This is a genomic window from Pseudomonas sp. NPDC087814 (assembly GCF_044742865.1).
Taxonomy (GTDB): domain Bacteria; phylum Pseudomonadota; class Gammaproteobacteria; order Pseudomonadales; family Pseudomonadaceae; genus Aquipseudomonas.
In genome coordinates, this window is record NZ_JBIUVK010000021.1 from 39,949 (window position 1) to 57,351 (window position 17,403).

A 17,403-nucleotide genomic window follows, 5' to 3' on the forward strand; every position below is an offset into this window, starting at 1 on the left:
CTCAGACCTCAACCCAGCGGCGCAGCAGGTTGTGATAGGTGCCGGTGAGCTGGATCAGCGCGGGGTGGTCGGGCACGTCGCGGCTCAGTTGCTGGATCGCCCCGTCCATCTCGAACAGCAAGGTGCGCTGGCTGTCCTCGCGCACCAGGCTTTGGGTCCAGAAAAACGAGGCGTAGCGCGCGCCGCGGGTCACGGCGTTGACCTTGTGCAGGCTGGAGCCGGGGTACAGCACCATGTCGCCCGCCGGCAACTTGACCCGCTGCAGGCCGAAGGTGTCCTGGATTTCCAGCTCGCCGCCGTCGTAGTCGTCGGGGTCGCTGAAAAATACGGTGGAGGAAAGGTCAGTGCGCACCCGCTCGTGGCTGCCCTTGGACTGGCGCACGGCGTTGTCGATATGGAAGTCGAAACTGCCGCCGGCGGTGTAACAGTTGAGCAATGGCGGGAAGACCTTGTGCGGTAACGCCGCTGACATGAACAGCGGATTTTTCCACAAGCGATCGAGGATCGCCGCGCCGATTTCCTTTGCCAGCGGGTGGCCTTCCGGCAGTTGCAGGTTGTGTTTGGCCTTGGCCGATTGGTGCCCGGCAGTGATTTTGCCGTCGGCCCACTCGGTGTGCGCCAGGGCTTCGCGGATGCGCAGCACTTCCTCGCGAGAGAACAGGCCGGGAATGTGCAGCAACATGGAGGCATTACCTGAAAACAGTGAGACGCCAATGGTAGTGATTCTTATTGACTGTGTACAACCCTACTCCCGCCCAAAGGACGAACGAGATCGTCAAAACCGTAAGCAAAAAGTGTAAAGAACGTAAATTCAGTGCGAATAGTAATGTATCGCAATTGATATGAAGTCTTGTTCTCCCTATATTCCGCGGCCTCACCTCCTTGGGGAAAGGACACACTCATGCCGCGCACTTCGATAAAAACACCTGCCAGTTCACCACGTTTGCTGGCCTCGGCCATCGGCGTTGCCATCAGCGCCAGCTCTGCCGCCCAAATGGCGCAAGCTGCTGAAGACACCGAGCAGAAAGGCGAGCGCAACAGCATTTCCCTGGGAGCCACCAGCATCACCGGCCAGGAACAGGACAGCACGTCCTACCAGGTCGAAAAAGCCTCCTCGCAGAAGTACACCGCGCCGCTGGTAGATACTCCTCGCTCGGTCACCGTGGTGCCGCAGCAAGTGCTCAAGGACACCGCCGCCACCTCGTTGCAGGACGCCTTGCGCACCGTGCCGGGGATTACCTTCGGCGCCGGTGAAGGCGGCAACCCGCAGGGCGACCGTCCGTTCATTCGCGGCTTCGACGCCCAGGGCGATACCTACCTCGACGGCGTGCGCGACACCGGCGGCCAGAGCCGCGAGATCTTCGACATCGAATCCATCGAAGTCAGCAAAGGCCCCAACTCGTCATTCGGCGGCCGCGGCTCGGCCGGCGGCAGCCTCAACCTGGTGAGCAAGACGCCACAGGCGCGGGACTTCACCAACGGTGGCTTCACCTACGGCTCCGACCAGACCCGCCGCTATGTGCTCGACGTCAACCGTCAGTTCCTCGACAGCGCGGCCTTCCGCCTGAACCTGATGAGCCACGAACAGAACGTCGCCGGGCGTGATGCCGTCAACTACGACCGCTGGGGCGTGGCGCCGTCGCTGACCTTCGGCCTGGGCACCCCGACTCGCGTCAACCTCAGCTACTACCACATGGAAAGCAACGACCTGCCGGATTCGGGCATTCCGTATGGCTACAGCAACAGCGGCGCAAGAGCCGCCCACGTGCATGACAAGCCAACCGACGGCGGCGACAGCAACAACTTCTACGGCCTCAAGGATCGCGACTTCCGCAAGACCCGCGCCGACATCAGCACGTTCTCCATCGAGCACGACCTGAACGACAACATGACGCTGAAAAACACCCTGCGCCACGGCAACACCGGCCAGGACTATATCGTCACCCAACCCGACGACAGCCAGCACAACGTCAACCAGTTCGGCACCGTGTGGCGCCGCGCGAACACCCGCGTGTCCACCACCGAGACCACCACCAACCAGACCGATCTGTTTGGCAGCTTCCAGGCGCTGGGCTTCAAGAACACCTTCTCCACCGGGCTGGAATTCACCGGCGAAGAAACCCGCTACAGCGGCTACACCGTCAGCCCGAACAGCAACCCCGGTTGCCCGGCGCCCGGCAAAGGCGGCCAGTGCACCTCGCTGGGCAACCCGAACCCGGACGATGCCTGGACCGGCAGCATTGCGCGCAACTACAACGGCACCAACACCAAGGCCACCAGCCGCGCCGCCTATGTGTTCGACACCATCGAGCTGGACCCGAAATGGCTGCTGAACGTCGGTCTGCGCTACGACACCTTCGACACCGTGGCCAACACCAATGCGGTGCCGACCGCCACCGTCAAGGCCCGCAGCAAGATCAAGAACGACAGCCAGTTCTTCAACTGGCAGGCGGGCCTGGTCTGGAAGCCGGTTGAAAACGGCAGCATCTATGCCTCCTACGCCACCTCAGCCTCACCGGCCGGCGGCCTGGTAGGTGAAGGCGCCGACGGCAACCCGCTGTCTGCCGGCGCCGCCACCAGCGACCTGAAACCGGAAGAGACCGTCAACTACGAGCTGGGCACCAAGTGGGACATGTTCCACGACCGCCTGTCCCTGACCGCCGCGGTGTTCCGCACCGAGAAGAAAAACACGCGGATCCTGGTGGACGCGCTGACCTATGAAAACGGTGGCGAATCCCGCGTCGACGGCCTGGAGCTTTCCGCCAGCGGCAAGCTGACCGATCAATGGCAAGTGTTCGCCGGCTACAGCTACCTGAAAAGCGAACTGGTGGACCCGGGCCTGAACGGTCGTAACGGTGTCGTCAGTGCCGGCTCGAACAAAGGCAACCAGATGCCCAACACGCCGAAGAACACCTTCAGCCTGTGGACGACGTATGACGTGACACCCAAGCTCACCATCGGCGGCGGCGCGTTCTATGTCGACGAGGTCTACGGCGATGCGGGCAACACCGTCTACGTGCCGTCCTACACCCGCTACGACGCTATGGCCAGCTACAAGCTGACCAAGAACGTCGACCTGCAGTTGAACGTGCAGAACCTCACCGACAAGACCTACTACGACAAGGCCTATGCCTCGCATTTTGCCAACCAGGCAGCCGGTCGTACGGCCCTGCTGACCACCAGTTTCCATTTCTAAACCGATACAAATGACTGCACGAAACCCCACGCATCGGATGCGTGGGGTTTTTGCGTGTAAAAAAGAATGTTTCTCGACAACTCGCGGCATAATGCGCGCCGTGAAACACCTAACCTGATGACGAGGCCGTACGACGTGTTGAAGAAAACCCTGTTCCAGTTGCATTGGTTCTTCGGCATTACCGCCGGGCTGGTGTTGGCCTTGATGGGGATCACCGGCGCAACGGTGTCGTTCCAGGATGAACTCATCGAGTTGCTGAACCCGACGGTGTTGACGGTGGAAAAGCGTCCGGCCGGGGTACTGCCGCCCGCTGAACTGGTGCACCTGCTGGAAGCCCGTGAAGGCAAAGTCGTGTCGATGCTCACGGTGCAGCCCGACAGCACCAACGCGGCCAAGGTCTGGTTCACCCCACCGCCCGGTGAACGTCGCGGGCAGATGCGCTACTTCGACCCGTACACCGGCGACTACCTGGGCGATGCCGTCGGCCAGGACTTCTTCGGCTTCGTGCTGCAACTGCACCGTTTCCTCGCCATCGGCGACACCGGCCGGCAAATCACCGGCGCCTGCACGCTGATCCTGGTGTTCTTCTGCCTCTCGGGCCTGTACCTGCGCTGGCCGCGCCAAGTGGCAAGCTGGCGTGCATGGCTGGCGGTGGACTGGCGCAAGAAAGGCCGTAGTTTCAACTGGGACCTGCACTCGGTGTTCGGCACCTGGTGCCTGCTGTTCTATCTTCTGGCGGCACTGACCGGACTGTTCTGGTCCTACGAGTGGTACAGCAACGGCATGACCAGACTGCTGTCCGACGCGCCGCAGAACGAACGCGTACGCAAGCGCGGCCCGGCCCCCGAAGGGCCTGCGCCGGTGGCGAATTACGCCGCGATCTGGAGCAGCATCTACAGCAACGCCGGCCCCGGCTTGAGCGGCTACAACATCCGCATGCCCGCGGTCGCCGGCCAACCCGCCACCGTCTACTACCTGCTGAAGACCTCGCCCCACGATCGCGCGCTGAACCAGATCAACCTCGACCCGGGCACCGGCGAAGTCAAATCCCATGACACCTACGCCGGCAAAAGCTTCAAGGCGCAGATCCTGACCAGTATCTATGCGCTGCACACCGGCAGCTACTTCGGCCTGCCCGGCCGGATCATCCTGACGTTCAGCGCGCTGCTGATGCCGCTGTTCTTCATCACCGGCTGGCTGCTGTATCTGGACCGCCGCCGCAAGAAACGCCAGGTGCGCGATGCCCGCAAAGGCCTGACCGGCAACCACAGCGACGCGCCGGCCTGGCTGATCGGCTTTGCCAGCCAGAGCGGCTTTGCCGAGCAACTGGCCTGGCAGACCGCCGGGCAGTTGCAGGCCGCCGGCGTGCCAGTGAACGTGCAGTCGCTGGGCAGCGTCAGCGAAGAGGATTTGCGCCAATCGAGCCATGCGCTGTTCGTGGTCAGCACCTTCGGCGACGGCGAGGCACCGGACAGCGCCCGCGGTTTCGAGCGCAGCGTGCTCGGCCAGGACCTGTCCCTCAAGGGCCTGAACTACTCGGTGTTGGCCCTGGGTGATCGCCAGTACCAACACTTCTGCGGCTTCGCCCGGCGCCTGCATTTCTGGCTGACCAACCAGGGCGGCAACCCGCTGTTCGCCCCGGTGGAAGTCGACAGCGGCGACACCGATGCGTTGCTGCACTGGCAACAACAACTGGGCCAACTGACCGGCCATGCACCCGCTGCGGCATGGGCCAGCGCGACCTATGAAAACTGGACCCTGAAGCAACGCACCCTGCTCAACCCGCACAGCAGTGGCTCCGGCGTCTATTTGCTCGGGCTCACCCCGCCAGCCCCCCGGGACTGGCTGGCCGGCGACCTGGTGGAAGTGCTGCCACGCAATTGCCCATGGGCCATCGAACACTTCCTGGAAGGCCTGGGACTGGCCGGCAGCGAAGGTGTGGTAGTCGACGGCCTTGCACACACCCTCGACCAGGCCCTGGCCGGCCGCCAACTGCCGGACAATCGCGCACACCTGGTGGGCCTGCATGCCCAGGCGCTGGTCAATGCACTGGTGCCGATGGGCATGCGCGAATACTCCATCGCCTCGATTGCCAGCGACGGTGTGCTGGAGCTGATCGTGCGCCAGGAGCGTCACCCCGATGGCAGCGTGGGCGTGGGTTCCGGCTGGTTGACCGAACATGCACCGCTGGGTTCGACCATCAGCCTGCGAGTGCGGCGCAACAGTGGTTTCCATCTGCCGACCGAGCCGCTCCCGATGATCCTGCTGGGCAACGGCACCGGCCTTGCCGGGTTGCGCAGCCTGCTCAAGGCGCGGGTTGCCGACGGCCAGCAGCGCAACTGGCTGCTGTTTGGCGAACGCAATATCGCCCATGACTACCACTGCCAGGATGAGTTGCAAGGCTGGCTGGCCAGCGGTGACCTGGCGATGCTTGACCTGGCCTTTTCCCGGGATCAGGCAGAGAAAATCTACGTTCAGGACCGCCTGCGTGAGTCGGCGGATGTGCTGCGTAAATGGGTGGCCGATGGCGCCGCGATTTACGTCTGCGGCAGTTTGCAGGGGATGGCGGCGGGTGTGGATCAGGTGCTGCACGAGGTGCTGGGCAGCGAAGCCGTCGAACGCTTGATCGAGCAGGGCCGCTACCGCCGGGATGTCTACTGACCCCCTGAAGATACACCGATCAAAATGTGGGAGCGGGGGGGGGGGGGGGGGGGGGGGGGGGGGGGGGGGGGGGTGGGGGGGGGTGGGGGGGGGGGGGGGGCGCCCGCGCGCCCCGGTCCCCCCCCCCCCCCCCCCCCCCCCCCCCCCCCCCCCCCCCCGCTCCCACATTGGCTCTTCTTCAGTAGGTAGATTGCATTGCAATCACACTGGCGCCAGCTTCTGCTCAAACACTGAAACCCCATCCAGGTCCCGCAAAATCACCGTCAGCTCCGCCGTCTGCCCGTCAATCTGCACCTCGCCAAAAAACTGGAACCCGGCAAACGGCGAGCTGTTCTGCACCGTCGGCGCCTTCTCGAACACCACTTCCGGGCCAAAGGTTTTATCCAGCGGATTAGGCCCGAAACTCCCGGCATTCAACGGCCCGGCGACAAACTCCCAGAACGGCTCAAAATCCTGAAACGCCGCCCGATCCGGATGGTAATGATGGGCCGCGCAGTAATGCACATCCGCCGTCAGCCACACGTGATTACGCACCTGCTGCGCCCGCAGAAACGCGAGCAATTCGGCAATTTCCAACTCGCGCCCCTGGGCCGGTCCCGGGTCGCCGTTGGCGATCGCTTCCCAACGCGGCACGCCGGGGCTGACCTCACCGTCGGGCACGCCCAGGCCAATAGGCATGTCGGCGGCGATGACCTTCCACTGCGCCTGGGAGGCCTTCAATTCGCGCTTGAGCCAGTCCAGTTGCTCACGCCCAAGGAACGGTTTTTCACCGCCAAGGTTGTCATCGTTCGGCCCGCGATAGCTGCGCATGTCCAGCACAAACACATCCAGCAACGGGCCGTAGCTGAGCTTGCGATAAATCCGCCCGCCCTGGTCGGCGCTTTGCCGGCGCATCGGTGAATATTCCAGCCAGGCCTGGCGCGCACGGCCTACCAGGGTATTGATGTCGCGAGTCTTGTAGCGTTCATCCAGTTGCTTGCTCGGCGACCAGTTGTTGATCACCTCGTGGTCGTCCCACTGCCAGATCTGCGGCACTTCGGCGTTGAAGCGACGTACGTTCTCGTCCATCAGGTTGTAGCGGTAGTTGCCCCGGTATTCATTCAGGGTTTCAGCGACTTTGCTTTTGGCTTCGGTGGTGATGTTGCGCCAGATGCGTCCGTCCTCGGTGGTCAGTTGCGCGGGCACCGGGCCGTCGGCGTAGATGGTGTCGCCGCTGTGAATGAAGAAGTCCGGCAGGCGCAGGCGCATGGCTTCGTAGATGCGCATGCCGCCGATGTCCGGGTTGATGCCGAAGCCCTGGCCGACGGTGTCGCCGCTCCACACAAAGCGGATATCCCGGCGCTGCTGCGGCACGCTGCGCAGGTGACCGAACCAGGGCTCGCTGGCCACGCCGGTCTGGGCATCTTCAAAGTGCACACGGTAGAAGATCGCCTGGTCGACGGGCAGGCCGGTGAGTTCGACACGGGCGGTGAAATCGGTGCGGCTGTCGGCCAGGGGCGAGACGAATTTGCGCGGGTTGCTGAATACGCTGCGGGTGTCCCACTCCACCACCATCCGGGCCGGGCGGTCGCTGCGGCTCCAGATCATCGCGCGGTCGCCCAGCAGGTCGCCGGACTGCACGCCGTCGGTGAGTTGCGGGCGATCCTTGACCGAGGCGATCACCGCAGGCGCGAGGCCCGGCAGCAACAGGCCGGCGCCAACGGCTTGCATCACGCGGCGGCGGCCGAGATTGAAGTGGCTCATGCGGGTTCCCTCTCGAGCAGCAAAAGGGAAACTTAAGCATGACGGGATGAACGAGTTATGACACCGGCCTTATTGCTCACGGAGGTCAAATGTGGGAGCTGGCTTGCCTGCGATAGCCTCAACTCGGTTGCGTTGATACACCGAGGTGCCTGCATCGCAGGCAAGCCAGCTCCTACATGAACCGCGTCATGCCTGGGCGGGTGCGACAGAAAGCTCTACGGTCTCAGGGCGCTTGAGGAATGCATACACCACGGCCGTCAACAAACTGCCCCCCACGATCGCCAGCAGGTACAGCAGCGCATGGTTGATCGCATTCGGGATCAGCATCACAAACAATCCACCATGGGGCGCCATCAGCTTGCAGCCGAAATACATCGACAGCGCACCGGTCAGCGCACCGCCGGCGATGCTTGCCGGGATTACCCGCAGCGGGTCCTTGGCAGCAAACGGAATCGCGCCTTCAGAGATAAAGCACATGCCGAGGATCAGCGCGGCCTTGCCGGCTTCACGCTCGGTCTGGGCGAACTTGCGCCGCGCCAGGAAGGTGGCGATGCCCATGCCAATCGGCGGCACCATGCCGGCAGCCATGGTCGCGGCCATGGGTGCACCGCTTTGTGCTGCCAGCAGGCCGACGGAAAACGCGTAGGCTGCCTTGTTGATCGGACCACCGAGATCGACGCACATCATGCCGCCCAGCAAGATGCCCAGCAGCACGGCGTTGGTGGTGCCCATGGTGCTGAGGAAATCCGTGAGGCCGGTGAGCATCTTCGCCACCGGCGGCCCTACCAGGTAAATCATCGCCAGGCCGGTGAACAGACTCGCCAGCAACGGGATGATCAGGATCGGCTTGAGGGCTTCCAGGCTCTGGGGCAAACGGATCGCGCGGCTGATGAATTTGACGCAGTAGCCGGCGAGAAAGCCGGCGAAGATCCCGCCGATAAACCCCGCGCCCAAGGTGCTGGCCAGCAGGCCACCGATCATGCCGGGGGCCAATCCAGGACGGTCGGCAATCGAGTAGGCGATGTAACCCGCCAGCAGCGGCACCATCAGCATGAACGCCTGGTCGCCGACGGTTTTCAGCGCGGCGGCCAGGGTGCCTTTTTCTTCAAAGGCATGAATGCCGAACACGAATGACAGGGCGATCAGCAGACCGCCCGCCACCACCATCGGCAGCATGAACGACACGCCGGTGAGCAAGTGTTTGTAGACACCGGTCTTCTCCGGTTTGGCAGCGGCACCACTGGCAGCGGATTCCTGCTTGCCTTCGGCCAGCGCCTTGTTGAGGGTCGCCTCGGATTGCTTGAGCGCGATCCCGGTGCCGCAGCGATAGATTTTCTTGCCGGCAAAGCGCTCGGTGGCGACTTCGATGTCGGCGGCGAGCAGCACCACGTCGGCGTCACGAATCGCCTCGGGACTCAGCGGCGTGCGGGCGCCCACGGAGCCCTGGGTTTCCACCTGCAAGTCATACCCGAGGCGCTTGGCGGTTTGCTGCAACGCTTCGGCAGCCATGAAGGTGTGGGCGACGCCGGTCGGGCACGCGGTGATCGCGACGATACGCGGCGTGCTTTTCGCCGGTGCCGCGTCAGCTACCCGCACCTGGGCCTCCTCGGCTCCGCGACGCAACACCGCGTCCACATCCTGCAACGCCTGGGCCGGCGTGCTGCGGAATACGCGTTTGCCGACAAAACGCTGCATGTCCACCGGCGTGCTGCTGACCAGCAATACCCACTCGGCGGCTTCAAGGGTGGCCGCCGACAATTGGCGTTCCGGATGCTGCACGTCGACCACTTCGACGCTGGTGCTCCAGCCCTGGCGTTGCGCGGCGGCATCCAGCAAGCGGGCGCACAGCACACTGGTGACCATGCCGTTCGGGCAGGCAGTAACAATGGCTAACTTCATGACCAACCCTCTTACTGTTCTGTCAGCGGCCGCACGTGGACGCCGCTCTGCAAAGTCTCAAGCTGCGCTTCGTCGGTGATGCCAAAGCCGATCTGCGTGACCGCCATCGCGGCAATGGCGGTGGCGCGGCCCAGGGTCTGCTCCGGCGTATCGCCACTGAGCAAACCGTGAAGCATCCCGGCCAGCAGCGAGTCGCCGGCGCCTACGGTACTGGCCACGATTACCTTGGGCGGCGTGGCGTGCAGCGCCGTTTCCGGGCTGTACCAGCTCACACCCGCGGCACCGTCGGAGACCACCACATGCTCAACACCTTGCCGATGCAGTTGGCGGATGGCATCTGTGGAATGACCAAGGGCATCGGCCAGTTCTTCGGTATTGGGTTTGACCAACCACGGGCCGGCGTTCAATCCGGCGCGCAGCGCTTCGCCGCTGGTGTCCAGGGCGACTTTCAAGCCGAGGTTTTTCAGTTGCTGCAGCAGGCCCTGGAACCACTGAGGGGTGATGCCGCGTGGCAGGCTGCCGGCCACGACGACGGCGTCGTAGCCCGGAGCAATCCGCGCCAGTTGCTCAAGCAGTGCGTGTTGCGCCTGCTCGCTGACCAACGGGCCCGGCGCATTGACATCCGTGACCCGCCCATCCTGCTCGGCGATCTTGATATTGCTGCGGGTTTCTCCCGGCACGCGAATAAACGCATCGGTAAAACCACGACGGGCAATCAGCATCTCGAATGCCTGGGGATTGTCCTCTCCAAGAAAGCCGCCCACGGTCACCTGATGACCAAGGTCCGCCAGCACCTGCGCGACGTTCACGCCCTTGCCGGCAGCGTGGGTGATCATCGCTTCGCTGCGATTGACCTCGCCCGGTTCCAGGCGCGCCAGGCGCACCGTCAGGTCCAACGCCGGGTTCAGCGTCAGGCTTAAAATCCTTGCCATTTACACGGCCTCCACAAGCGCACGCACTTCGGCGGGAGAACCCACCGCCAGGGCTTTTTGTGCCAGGCCCTGGGCCTCGCTCAGACTGAATTCACGCACCCGTGCCTTGACCTCGGGGATGCTGCGCGCAGACACACTCAGCTCATCCACTCCCAGGCCGATCAGCACCGGAACTGCCAAAGGGTCGGCTGCCAGCTCGCCGCACACGCCGACCCATTTGCCATGGGCATGGGCGGCGCGCACGGTGATGTCGATCAGTTGCAACACCGCCGGGTGCAGGCCATCCGCCTGGGCCGACAGCGTCGGGTGGCCGCGGTCGATGGCCAGGGTGTACTGGGTCAGGTCGTTGGTGCCGACGCTGAAGAAGTCCACTTCCTTGGCCAGTACCGGCGCCAGCAACGCGGCCGACGGCACTTCGATCATGATCCCCAGTTGCAGGTCGGCCACCGGGATTTCCAGGCGCAGGCGCTCGGTCATGTCCCGGGCCTGGCGCCACTCGTCAACACTGCCAACCATGGGGAACATGATGCGCAGTGGACGGTTGTCTGCCGAACGCAACAGTGCGCGCAATTGCGCTTCCATGATCTGCGGGCGTTGCAGGGTCAGGCGAATGCCGCGCACGCCGAGGAAGGGGTTTTCTTCCTTGGCGATCGGCCAGTAAGGCAGCGGTTTGTCACCGCCCACATCAAGGGTGCGCACCACCAGCGGCCGACCGCCGAGGCCGTCGAGCACGCGGCGGTATTCGGCTTCCTGGGTGGCTTCGTCGGGCGCTTGTTTGTGGGCCATGAAAATCAGTTCGGTGCGCAGCAAGCCGATGCCTTCGGCGCCCTGCTCCACCGCGCCGGCAACCCCGGCGCTTTCGCCGATATTGGCGAATACTTCGACGGCATGGCCATCGCGGGTCAGGGCCGGTTCATGGCGTTGCGCGGCGGCGGCTTGCAGACGTTGTTCGCGGGTGTCGCGTTCGACGGTGGCGCGCTGCAAGGTGGCGGCGTCGGCGTCCACATGCAGGCGACCGCGCTGGCCATCCAGCAACAACGGCGTGCCCGAAGCCAACAGCAATACAGCAGGGCCTGCACCCACCAGCGCGGGAATGCCCAAAGCACGGGCGACGATGGCGCTGTGGGCGGTGGCGCCGCCACGGGCAGTGAGGATGCCGGCGACACGCACCGGGTCCAGGCGCGCCACGTCCGAGGGACCCACTTCGTCCATCACCAGGATGTAGGGTTCGTCGGGCTCCTGGGCGGTTTCGACGCCGCACAGTTGCGCCAGCACACGGCGGCCAATGTCACGCAGATCGGCGGCGCGCTCGGCGAGCAAGGCGTCCTGCAACGATTCCTGCTGTTTGGCGGCGGCTTCGATCACGCTCATCCACGCGGCTTCGGCGCTTTCGCCCTGCTTGAGGCGCGTCTCGACTTCGTCGGTCAGTTCCGGGTCGTCGAGCATCTCCTGGTGGGTGATGAAGATCTCGCGGATGGCCTTGGACTTGCTGCGCTCGATCAGGCCCTGGATGTCCCGGCGCACGTCGGTCAATGCCGCGTGCAGGCGCTGGCGCTCGATCACCGGCGACTCGCCGCGCAGCGGGTATTCGAAAGGTTGCAGCACCTGGATATGCGCCGGGCCAATCGCAATGCCGGGGGCGGCGGCGATGGCCTGGATCAGGCTGCCGGACACTGGCGCGCTGATGACCGGTTCGATCTCGACCACGGCTTGTTGGGCACTGACTGCCGACAACGGCTCGACTTCTTCGCCGAGGCCGTCTTCCACTGCCGCCAGCAAGGCGGGCAAGGCGTCACCGGCAATGGTTGGCTCGGCGACAAACTCCAGTACCTGGCCGCGACGCGCACCGAGGCTGAGCAACTTGCTCAGGCTTTTTACCGATACCGCGCCGACGTCTCCATCGACGATGCGCACACGGATTTCACCGGCAAAACTTTTCGCCAATTGCGCGAGGATCTTCGCCGGGCGCGCATGCAGCCCGTGGGCGTTGGCCAGGGCAATGCGCACGCTTGGCCAGTCGGCGGGCAGTTCACCGCCGAGCACTTCCAATACGGCGCGGCTGCTGGTGGCGCGGCCGAGTTCCTGGCCACGGCCTTCGATCAGCAAGGCACACAGGCGTTCGAGCAAGGTCTGGTGGGCCTCGCCGAGGCTGGCCAGGCAGAACAGGCCGCTCAAGGGCTGGCCCAGGTAACGCATGGGTTTGTCCGGGGTGACGAAGGCCAGGCCGGGACGCTTCACCGTCTGCTCGCTGTGCAGCCACCACAGGCCATCGCCCAGGGGCAGCGCGTCGACTTGTTGCAGCACGGCGGCAAAGCCATTGCTCACGCAATCGGCCTGGCGCAGCAGGCGCGCGCCTCTCCACACCAGTTCTTCGAAATCATCAGCCGACACGCCCAGGCCAATCATCTGTGCGTCCAGCGCCAGCTCCTGCGGCGCACCTTGCAGCAGTTTCAGCAAGGCCTCGGCAGAACTGGCGCGACGCAGGGCCTGGCCCAGGTCGGTCTCGCCGAGGGCGCGGGTCAGCAGTTGCAGCAGGCGCAGGTGTTCGTCGGATTTGGCGGCAATGCCGATCGCCAGGTAGACGATCTGGCCATCGCCCCAATCCACGCCGTCGGGAAATTGCAGCAGGCGCACGCCGGTGGCGAACACCTGGTCGCGGGTTTCGGGGGTGCCGTGGGGGATGGCGATACCCTGGCCGAGAAAGGTCGAGCCTTGGGCTTCACGCGCTTGCAAGCCACTGAGGTAACCCTCGGCGACCAGGCCATCGGCCACCAGTTTTTCAGCGAGCAGTTGCAAGGCAGCAGACTTATCCACAGCCGTCTGGCCCATGGATATCTGCTCGTGGGTGAGCTCAAGCATGCCGTTCTCCTAGTTAGTGCGGCGGGCGCACTAGGTATTATTTTGAATAAATCAGTGCAAAAGCGTTCGAATAAAATTGACTGAGTGGTCAGTTGGCAGGACCACACTCGTCGCGATAATCGTAAAAATACGCTTGCTGAAACGTTTAATCTAGAATTTATGGCAGATTACGCGTTAATTTCCCATGATTGAAGAGCCACTCGGCTGTTGAGTTGCGACAATGGTCGCCTGCAGTAATCGGTTACGATTGGACAAAATGTCGGGGCAAGCTCTAAAAAACAAGGAAATCCCGGTTTGAAACTCAGTGATATCGCGCGCATTGCCGGTGTGTCTGTGACCACCGCCAGCTACGTCATCAATGGCAAGGCCGAACAGCAACGGATCAGCAGCGCAACCGTCGAACGGGTGCGCGCCGTGGTTGAAGAACATGGCTTTACGCCCAACCCCCAGGCCGCCGGGCTGCGCAGCCGGCACACCCGTACCCTGGGTTTTATCCTGCCGGACCTGGAAAACCCCAGTTACGCACGCATCGCCAAGCTGCTCGAACAAGGCGCCCGCGCCCGCGGCTATCAATTGCTGATCGCCAGCTCCGACGACGACGCCAACAGTGAGCGGCAACTGCTGCAACTGTTCCGCGCCCGCCGTTGCGATGCGCTGTTTGTCGCCAGCTGCCTGCCGGCCACCGACGACAGTTACCGCGAACTGCAAGCCAAGGGTTTGCCGGTGATCGCCATCGACCGGGTGATGGAGTCTACGCAGTTTTGCTCGGTGGTCAGCGATGATCGCCAGGCCTGCCAGCAATTGACCAGCAGCCTGCTGCACCCGCTGCCCAAGCAGATCGTGTTGATCGGCGCGCGGCCAGAGCTGAGCATCAGCCAGGAACGTACCGCCGGTTTCAAGCAAGCGCTGAAAGACTTCAGCGGCGAAGTGCTGATCGAACAAGGCGAGTCGTTCAGCCGCGACTGTGGCCGACAGCTGATGGAGCAGTTGCTGCAAAGCCTGGGGCATTTGCCTGACGCACTGGTGACTACGTCCTACGTCCTGCTGCAAGGGGTGTTTGACGCGCTGCATGACTTCCCGCTCAAATCCCGGCCACTGCGACTGGGGACGTTTGGCGACACCCAACTGCTGGATTTCCTGCCGCTGCCGGTGAATGCCATGGCCCAGCAGCATCAGTTGATTGCCGACACCGCGCTGCGCCTGGCGCTGGCGGCCATTGAAGAACAGCACTACGAACCCGGCGTGCATGCCATCGGCCGAACGTTCAAGCAACGGATTCACTCGGAGTAAGCGGTGTGGAGCTGATCGACAGCCACACCCATCTGGATTTTCCGGACTTCGATACGGACCGCCGCGAAGTCCTGAGCCGCAGTCGCCGCCTGGGCGTGCGCAGGATGGTGGTGCTCGGGGTCTATCAGCAGAACTGGCAACGGTTGTGGGACCTGGTGCAAACCGACGCGGATTTATTCGCCGCCTTCGGCCTGCACCCGGTGTATCTCGACGACCATCGCCCCGACGACCTAACGGAGCTGGGCGACTGGCTGACCCGCCTGAACGGCCACCGGCAACTGTGCGCGGTGGGCGAAATCGGCCTGGATTATTTCCTCGAACAGCTGGATCGCGAACGCCAGCAAAGCCTGTTTGAAGCGCAACTGAAGCTGGCGGTGGACTTCCAACTGCCGGCGCTGCTGCATGTGCGCCGCAGCCACGCTGCCGTGATCGCCACCCTCAAGCGCATTCGGCTGCCACGGGGTGGAATCATCCACGCGTTTGCCGGCAGCCAGGAAGAGGCCCGCGAGTACATCAAGCTCGGCTTCAAACTGGGCCTGGGCGGCGCGGCCACGTGGCCGCAAGCCCTGCGCATGCACAAGGTGATCGCCCGGCTGCCGCCGGAAAGCGTGGTGCTGGAAACCGACTCACCGGACATGGCCCCCGTGATGTACCCCGGCCAGCGCAACAGCCCCGAACACCTGCCAGACATCTGTGCCGCCCTGGCGGAGCGCATGGGCATCAGTTCCTCAGCGCTGGCCGAGGCGAGCACCCGCAATGCCTGCGAGCTGTTCAACTGGTAGGGGCCCATCCCCGATGCATGCCTGGCCATGCCTCACACTCGAAAGGCCCCGATCAACTGCTTCAGCTCGATCACTTGCAAGGACAATTGCCGGCTGGCCTCTTCAGTCTGGTGCGCGCCCTGCGCTGCATGTTCACCGGCGCGATTGATCTCGACGATGTTCTGATCGATGTCATGGGCCACGGCAGTCTGCTGTTCGACGGCGGCGGCAATCTGCTGGTTCTGGTCGACGATCATGCCTACCGCGCCGAGGATGTTTTCGAGAGCCTGCTGGACTTTTTCCGACTGCCCCACCGTGCCATTGGCCATCTCGTGGCTGGTGCCCATGGCCTTCACCGCAGCGCCGACACCGCTGTGGAGCTTGGCAATCATCTGCTCGATCTCTTCGGTGGAGTGCTGGGTGCGCCGGGCCAAAGTGCGCACTTCATCGGCCACCACGGCGAAACCGCGTCCTTGCTCACCGGCGCGCGCGGCCTCGATGGCGGCATTCAACGCCAGCAGATTGGTCTGTTCGGCAATGCTCTTGATCACTTCCAGCACGCGACTGATGGATTGGCTGTCGATGGCCAATTGGTTGATGACCCGTACCGATTGATCGATCTCCGAAGCCAACGCCGCGATACTGCCTTGCTGGGACTGCACCAGGCCGCGTCCGCTGACGGTTTCATCGTTGACGCTGTGGGCGCTGCTGACCGCCGCCGCCGCGCTGCGCGCCACTTCCTGGGCAGTGGATGACATCTGGTTCATGGCGGTCGCCACTTGCTCGATCTGGCTGCGTTGGCCGGACACGGCCTGGTTGCTGCTGGCCGAGACTGACTCCACTTGTCCGGCCTGGTGTTCGACCTGGTTGACGGTGTGCCCTACCCGCTCGATCAGGTCATGGATCTTGGCCACGGTAGCGTTGAACACCTGGCCCAAATCCCCCAGCTCGTCGCGGCTGTGGGCGATGAAGGTGACGGTCATGTCACCGGCCGCCACCTTGTCCATCGTCGCCCCCAGGCGGCGCAAGGTGGTGCGGGTGGAGGCGTAGAAACCGGCATACAAATAGAAGATCAGCAAAAACACCGACGCCAGTGCCGCCACCAATCCGATCATGTGCGTGCGGTTTTCTGACAGGCGTTGCTCCAGTTGCTGCTCGAGAAAGGTCAGGGTGGCTTCGTCGAGCTGATAGGTCTTGGCCATCAACGTGCTGACGTCGTCGTAGAAGCCTTGCCATGGGGCGTCGAGGGTTTCGGCCATGACGACCTGCTCTTCGAACAACTCACTGCCTTGCTTGAGGCTGGCCTTGCTCGCGTCCGCCAGGCTCGCCAACGCTGCGTGGGCGGGCTTGCTGGAGCCGAGGGCATCCTGCAGTTTCAGGCCGTATTCCGCCTGGAGCTTTTCCAGTTGCTGCAGCAGCTCGTCAAAACGAGTGCTGGACGACGAATTGAGAAAACCCTGGCCCAACGAATAAGCCCCCATGGCCCGGCCTTCCCCCAGGGTCTGGGTGACTTGCGGAGTGACGCTGGTGATCAGTTCACTGAGTTGGCGCAGGTCGCCCTGGGGGTCACGGCTCAAACCCGACTGGCTGGCGATGATCTGGCTGAGCATCTGCGCCTTGTTGAGGAGTTTGCCGATCAGCGCGCTTTTGCTGAGCAGTGAAGTTTCCTGTTGCTGGGCCTTGAAGGCGGCGATCATTTCATCGCGCTTGGCTTCGAAAGCGGCGGCCTGTTCTGGGTCGGCGGACAGGGCGTGGAAGCTTTGCAGGCGCTGCAGCAGGCTGTCTTCGAGGGCGATGATTTTGTTTTCGATATCACCGGCTTTGCCTGATTGGCCGAGGGTTGCGTTGATCTGTACCTGGTTGTTCAGGGTTTCCAGGTCGCGGCGCAGGGCCAGGCTGCTGCCCAGCAGGTCGAGGCTTTGCAGCTCGATGCGAGTGCCCTGGAATTCACGCCAGGAATCGCGCACCAGGTAGTAGTTGGTGGCCAGCATCGGCAACAGGAACAGCACGCTGATAAGGCTGAACTTCATGCCGAAGGTCAGGCGGTTCATGAACGCGACGG

Annotated in this window: 10 protein-coding genes and 1 pseudogene; 4 read left to right on the forward strand and 7 right to left on the reverse strand. The window is 63.5% G+C overall.

Annotated elements, in window-relative coordinates; genetic code table 11:
* Nucleotide 1 precedes the first annotated feature (1 nt).
* Nucleotides 2-682 carry a Fe2+-dependent dioxygenase gene (locus tag ACIOMR_RS17310; RefSeq protein WP_008437276.1) on the reverse strand — a complete coding sequence of 227 codons (681 nt, stop codon included), beginning with the start codon at nucleotides 680-682 and terminating at the stop codon, nucleotides 2-4.
* Between the two features lie 219 nt (nucleotides 683-901).
* On the opposite strand from ACIOMR_RS17310, the gene ACIOMR_RS17315 reads away from it, so the two are divergent.
* Nucleotides 902-3,196 (forward strand): TonB-dependent receptor, encoded by a 2,295-nt coding sequence (locus tag ACIOMR_RS17315; RefSeq protein WP_401195429.1) that lies wholly within the window; start codon nucleotides 902-904, stop codon nucleotides 3,194-3,196.
* Nucleotides 3,197-3,331: 135 nt separating this feature from the next.
* Nucleotides 3,332-5,857, forward strand: coding sequence for a PepSY domain-containing protein (locus ACIOMR_RS17320; protein ID WP_401195474.1), 2,526 nt, complete (start codon nucleotides 3,332-3,334; stop codon nucleotides 5,855-5,857).
* Nucleotides 5,858-6,058: 201 nt separating this feature from the next.
* Here ACIOMR_RS17320 and ACIOMR_RS17325 read toward each other — a convergent pair whose 3' ends face one another.
* The 4 genes from ACIOMR_RS17325 to ptsP form a co-directional block, all read right to left on the reverse strand.
* Nucleotides 6,059-7,600 carry an alkaline phosphatase gene (locus tag ACIOMR_RS17325; RefSeq protein ID WP_087694616.1) on the reverse strand — a complete coding sequence of 514 codons (1,542 nt, stop codon included), beginning with the start codon at nucleotides 7,598-7,600 and terminating at the stop codon, nucleotides 6,059-6,061.
* Between the two features lie 186 nt (nucleotides 7,601-7,786).
* Nucleotides 7,787-9,499 carry a PTS fructose-like transporter subunit IIB gene (locus ACIOMR_RS17330; protein ID WP_401195432.1) on the reverse strand — a complete coding sequence of 571 codons (1,713 nt, stop codon included), beginning with the start codon at nucleotides 9,497-9,499 and terminating at the stop codon, nucleotides 7,787-7,789.
* 11 nt (nucleotides 9,500-9,510) lie between these two features.
* A complete protein-coding gene (gene pfkB / locus ACIOMR_RS17335) occupies nucleotides 9,511-10,431 on the reverse strand; it encodes a 1-phosphofructokinase (protein ID WP_177040239.1) in 921 nt (306 codons plus the stop codon).
* The gene (gene ptsP, locus ACIOMR_RS17340) at nucleotides 10,432-13,290 is read right to left on the reverse strand and encodes a phosphoenolpyruvate--protein phosphotransferase (protein ID WP_401195435.1); all 2,859 of its coding nucleotides are present in this window, start codon (nucleotides 13,288-13,290) and stop codon (nucleotides 10,432-10,434) included.
* A 294-nt stretch (nucleotides 13,291-13,584) separates the two neighbouring features.
* Between ptsP and cra the strand changes: the two genes are divergently transcribed.
* Entirely contained in the window at nucleotides 13,585-14,580 is a 996-nt protein-coding gene (cra, locus tag ACIOMR_RS17345) for a catabolite repressor/activator (RefSeq protein ID WP_003215943.1), read from the forward strand.
* Between the two features lie 5 nt (nucleotides 14,581-14,585).
* Entirely contained in the window at nucleotides 14,586-15,362 is a 777-nt protein-coding gene (locus ACIOMR_RS17350; RefSeq protein ID WP_177067062.1) for a TatD family hydrolase, read from the forward strand.
* 32 nt (nucleotides 15,363-15,394) lie between these two features.
* Here ACIOMR_RS17350 and ACIOMR_RS17355 read toward each other — a convergent pair whose 3' ends face one another.
* Entirely contained in the window at nucleotides 15,395-16,324 is a 930-nt protein-coding gene (locus ACIOMR_RS17355) for a methyl-accepting chemotaxis protein (RefSeq protein ID WP_371135982.1), read from the reverse strand.
* Nucleotides 16,301-17,392 (reverse strand): annotated as a pseudogene (locus ACIOMR_RS17360) (methyl-accepting chemotaxis protein); the annotation flags it as partial. The gene ACIOMR_RS17355 and the pseudogene ACIOMR_RS17360, both read right to left, overlap by 24 nt.
* Nucleotides 17,393-17,403 lie beyond the last annotated feature (11 nt).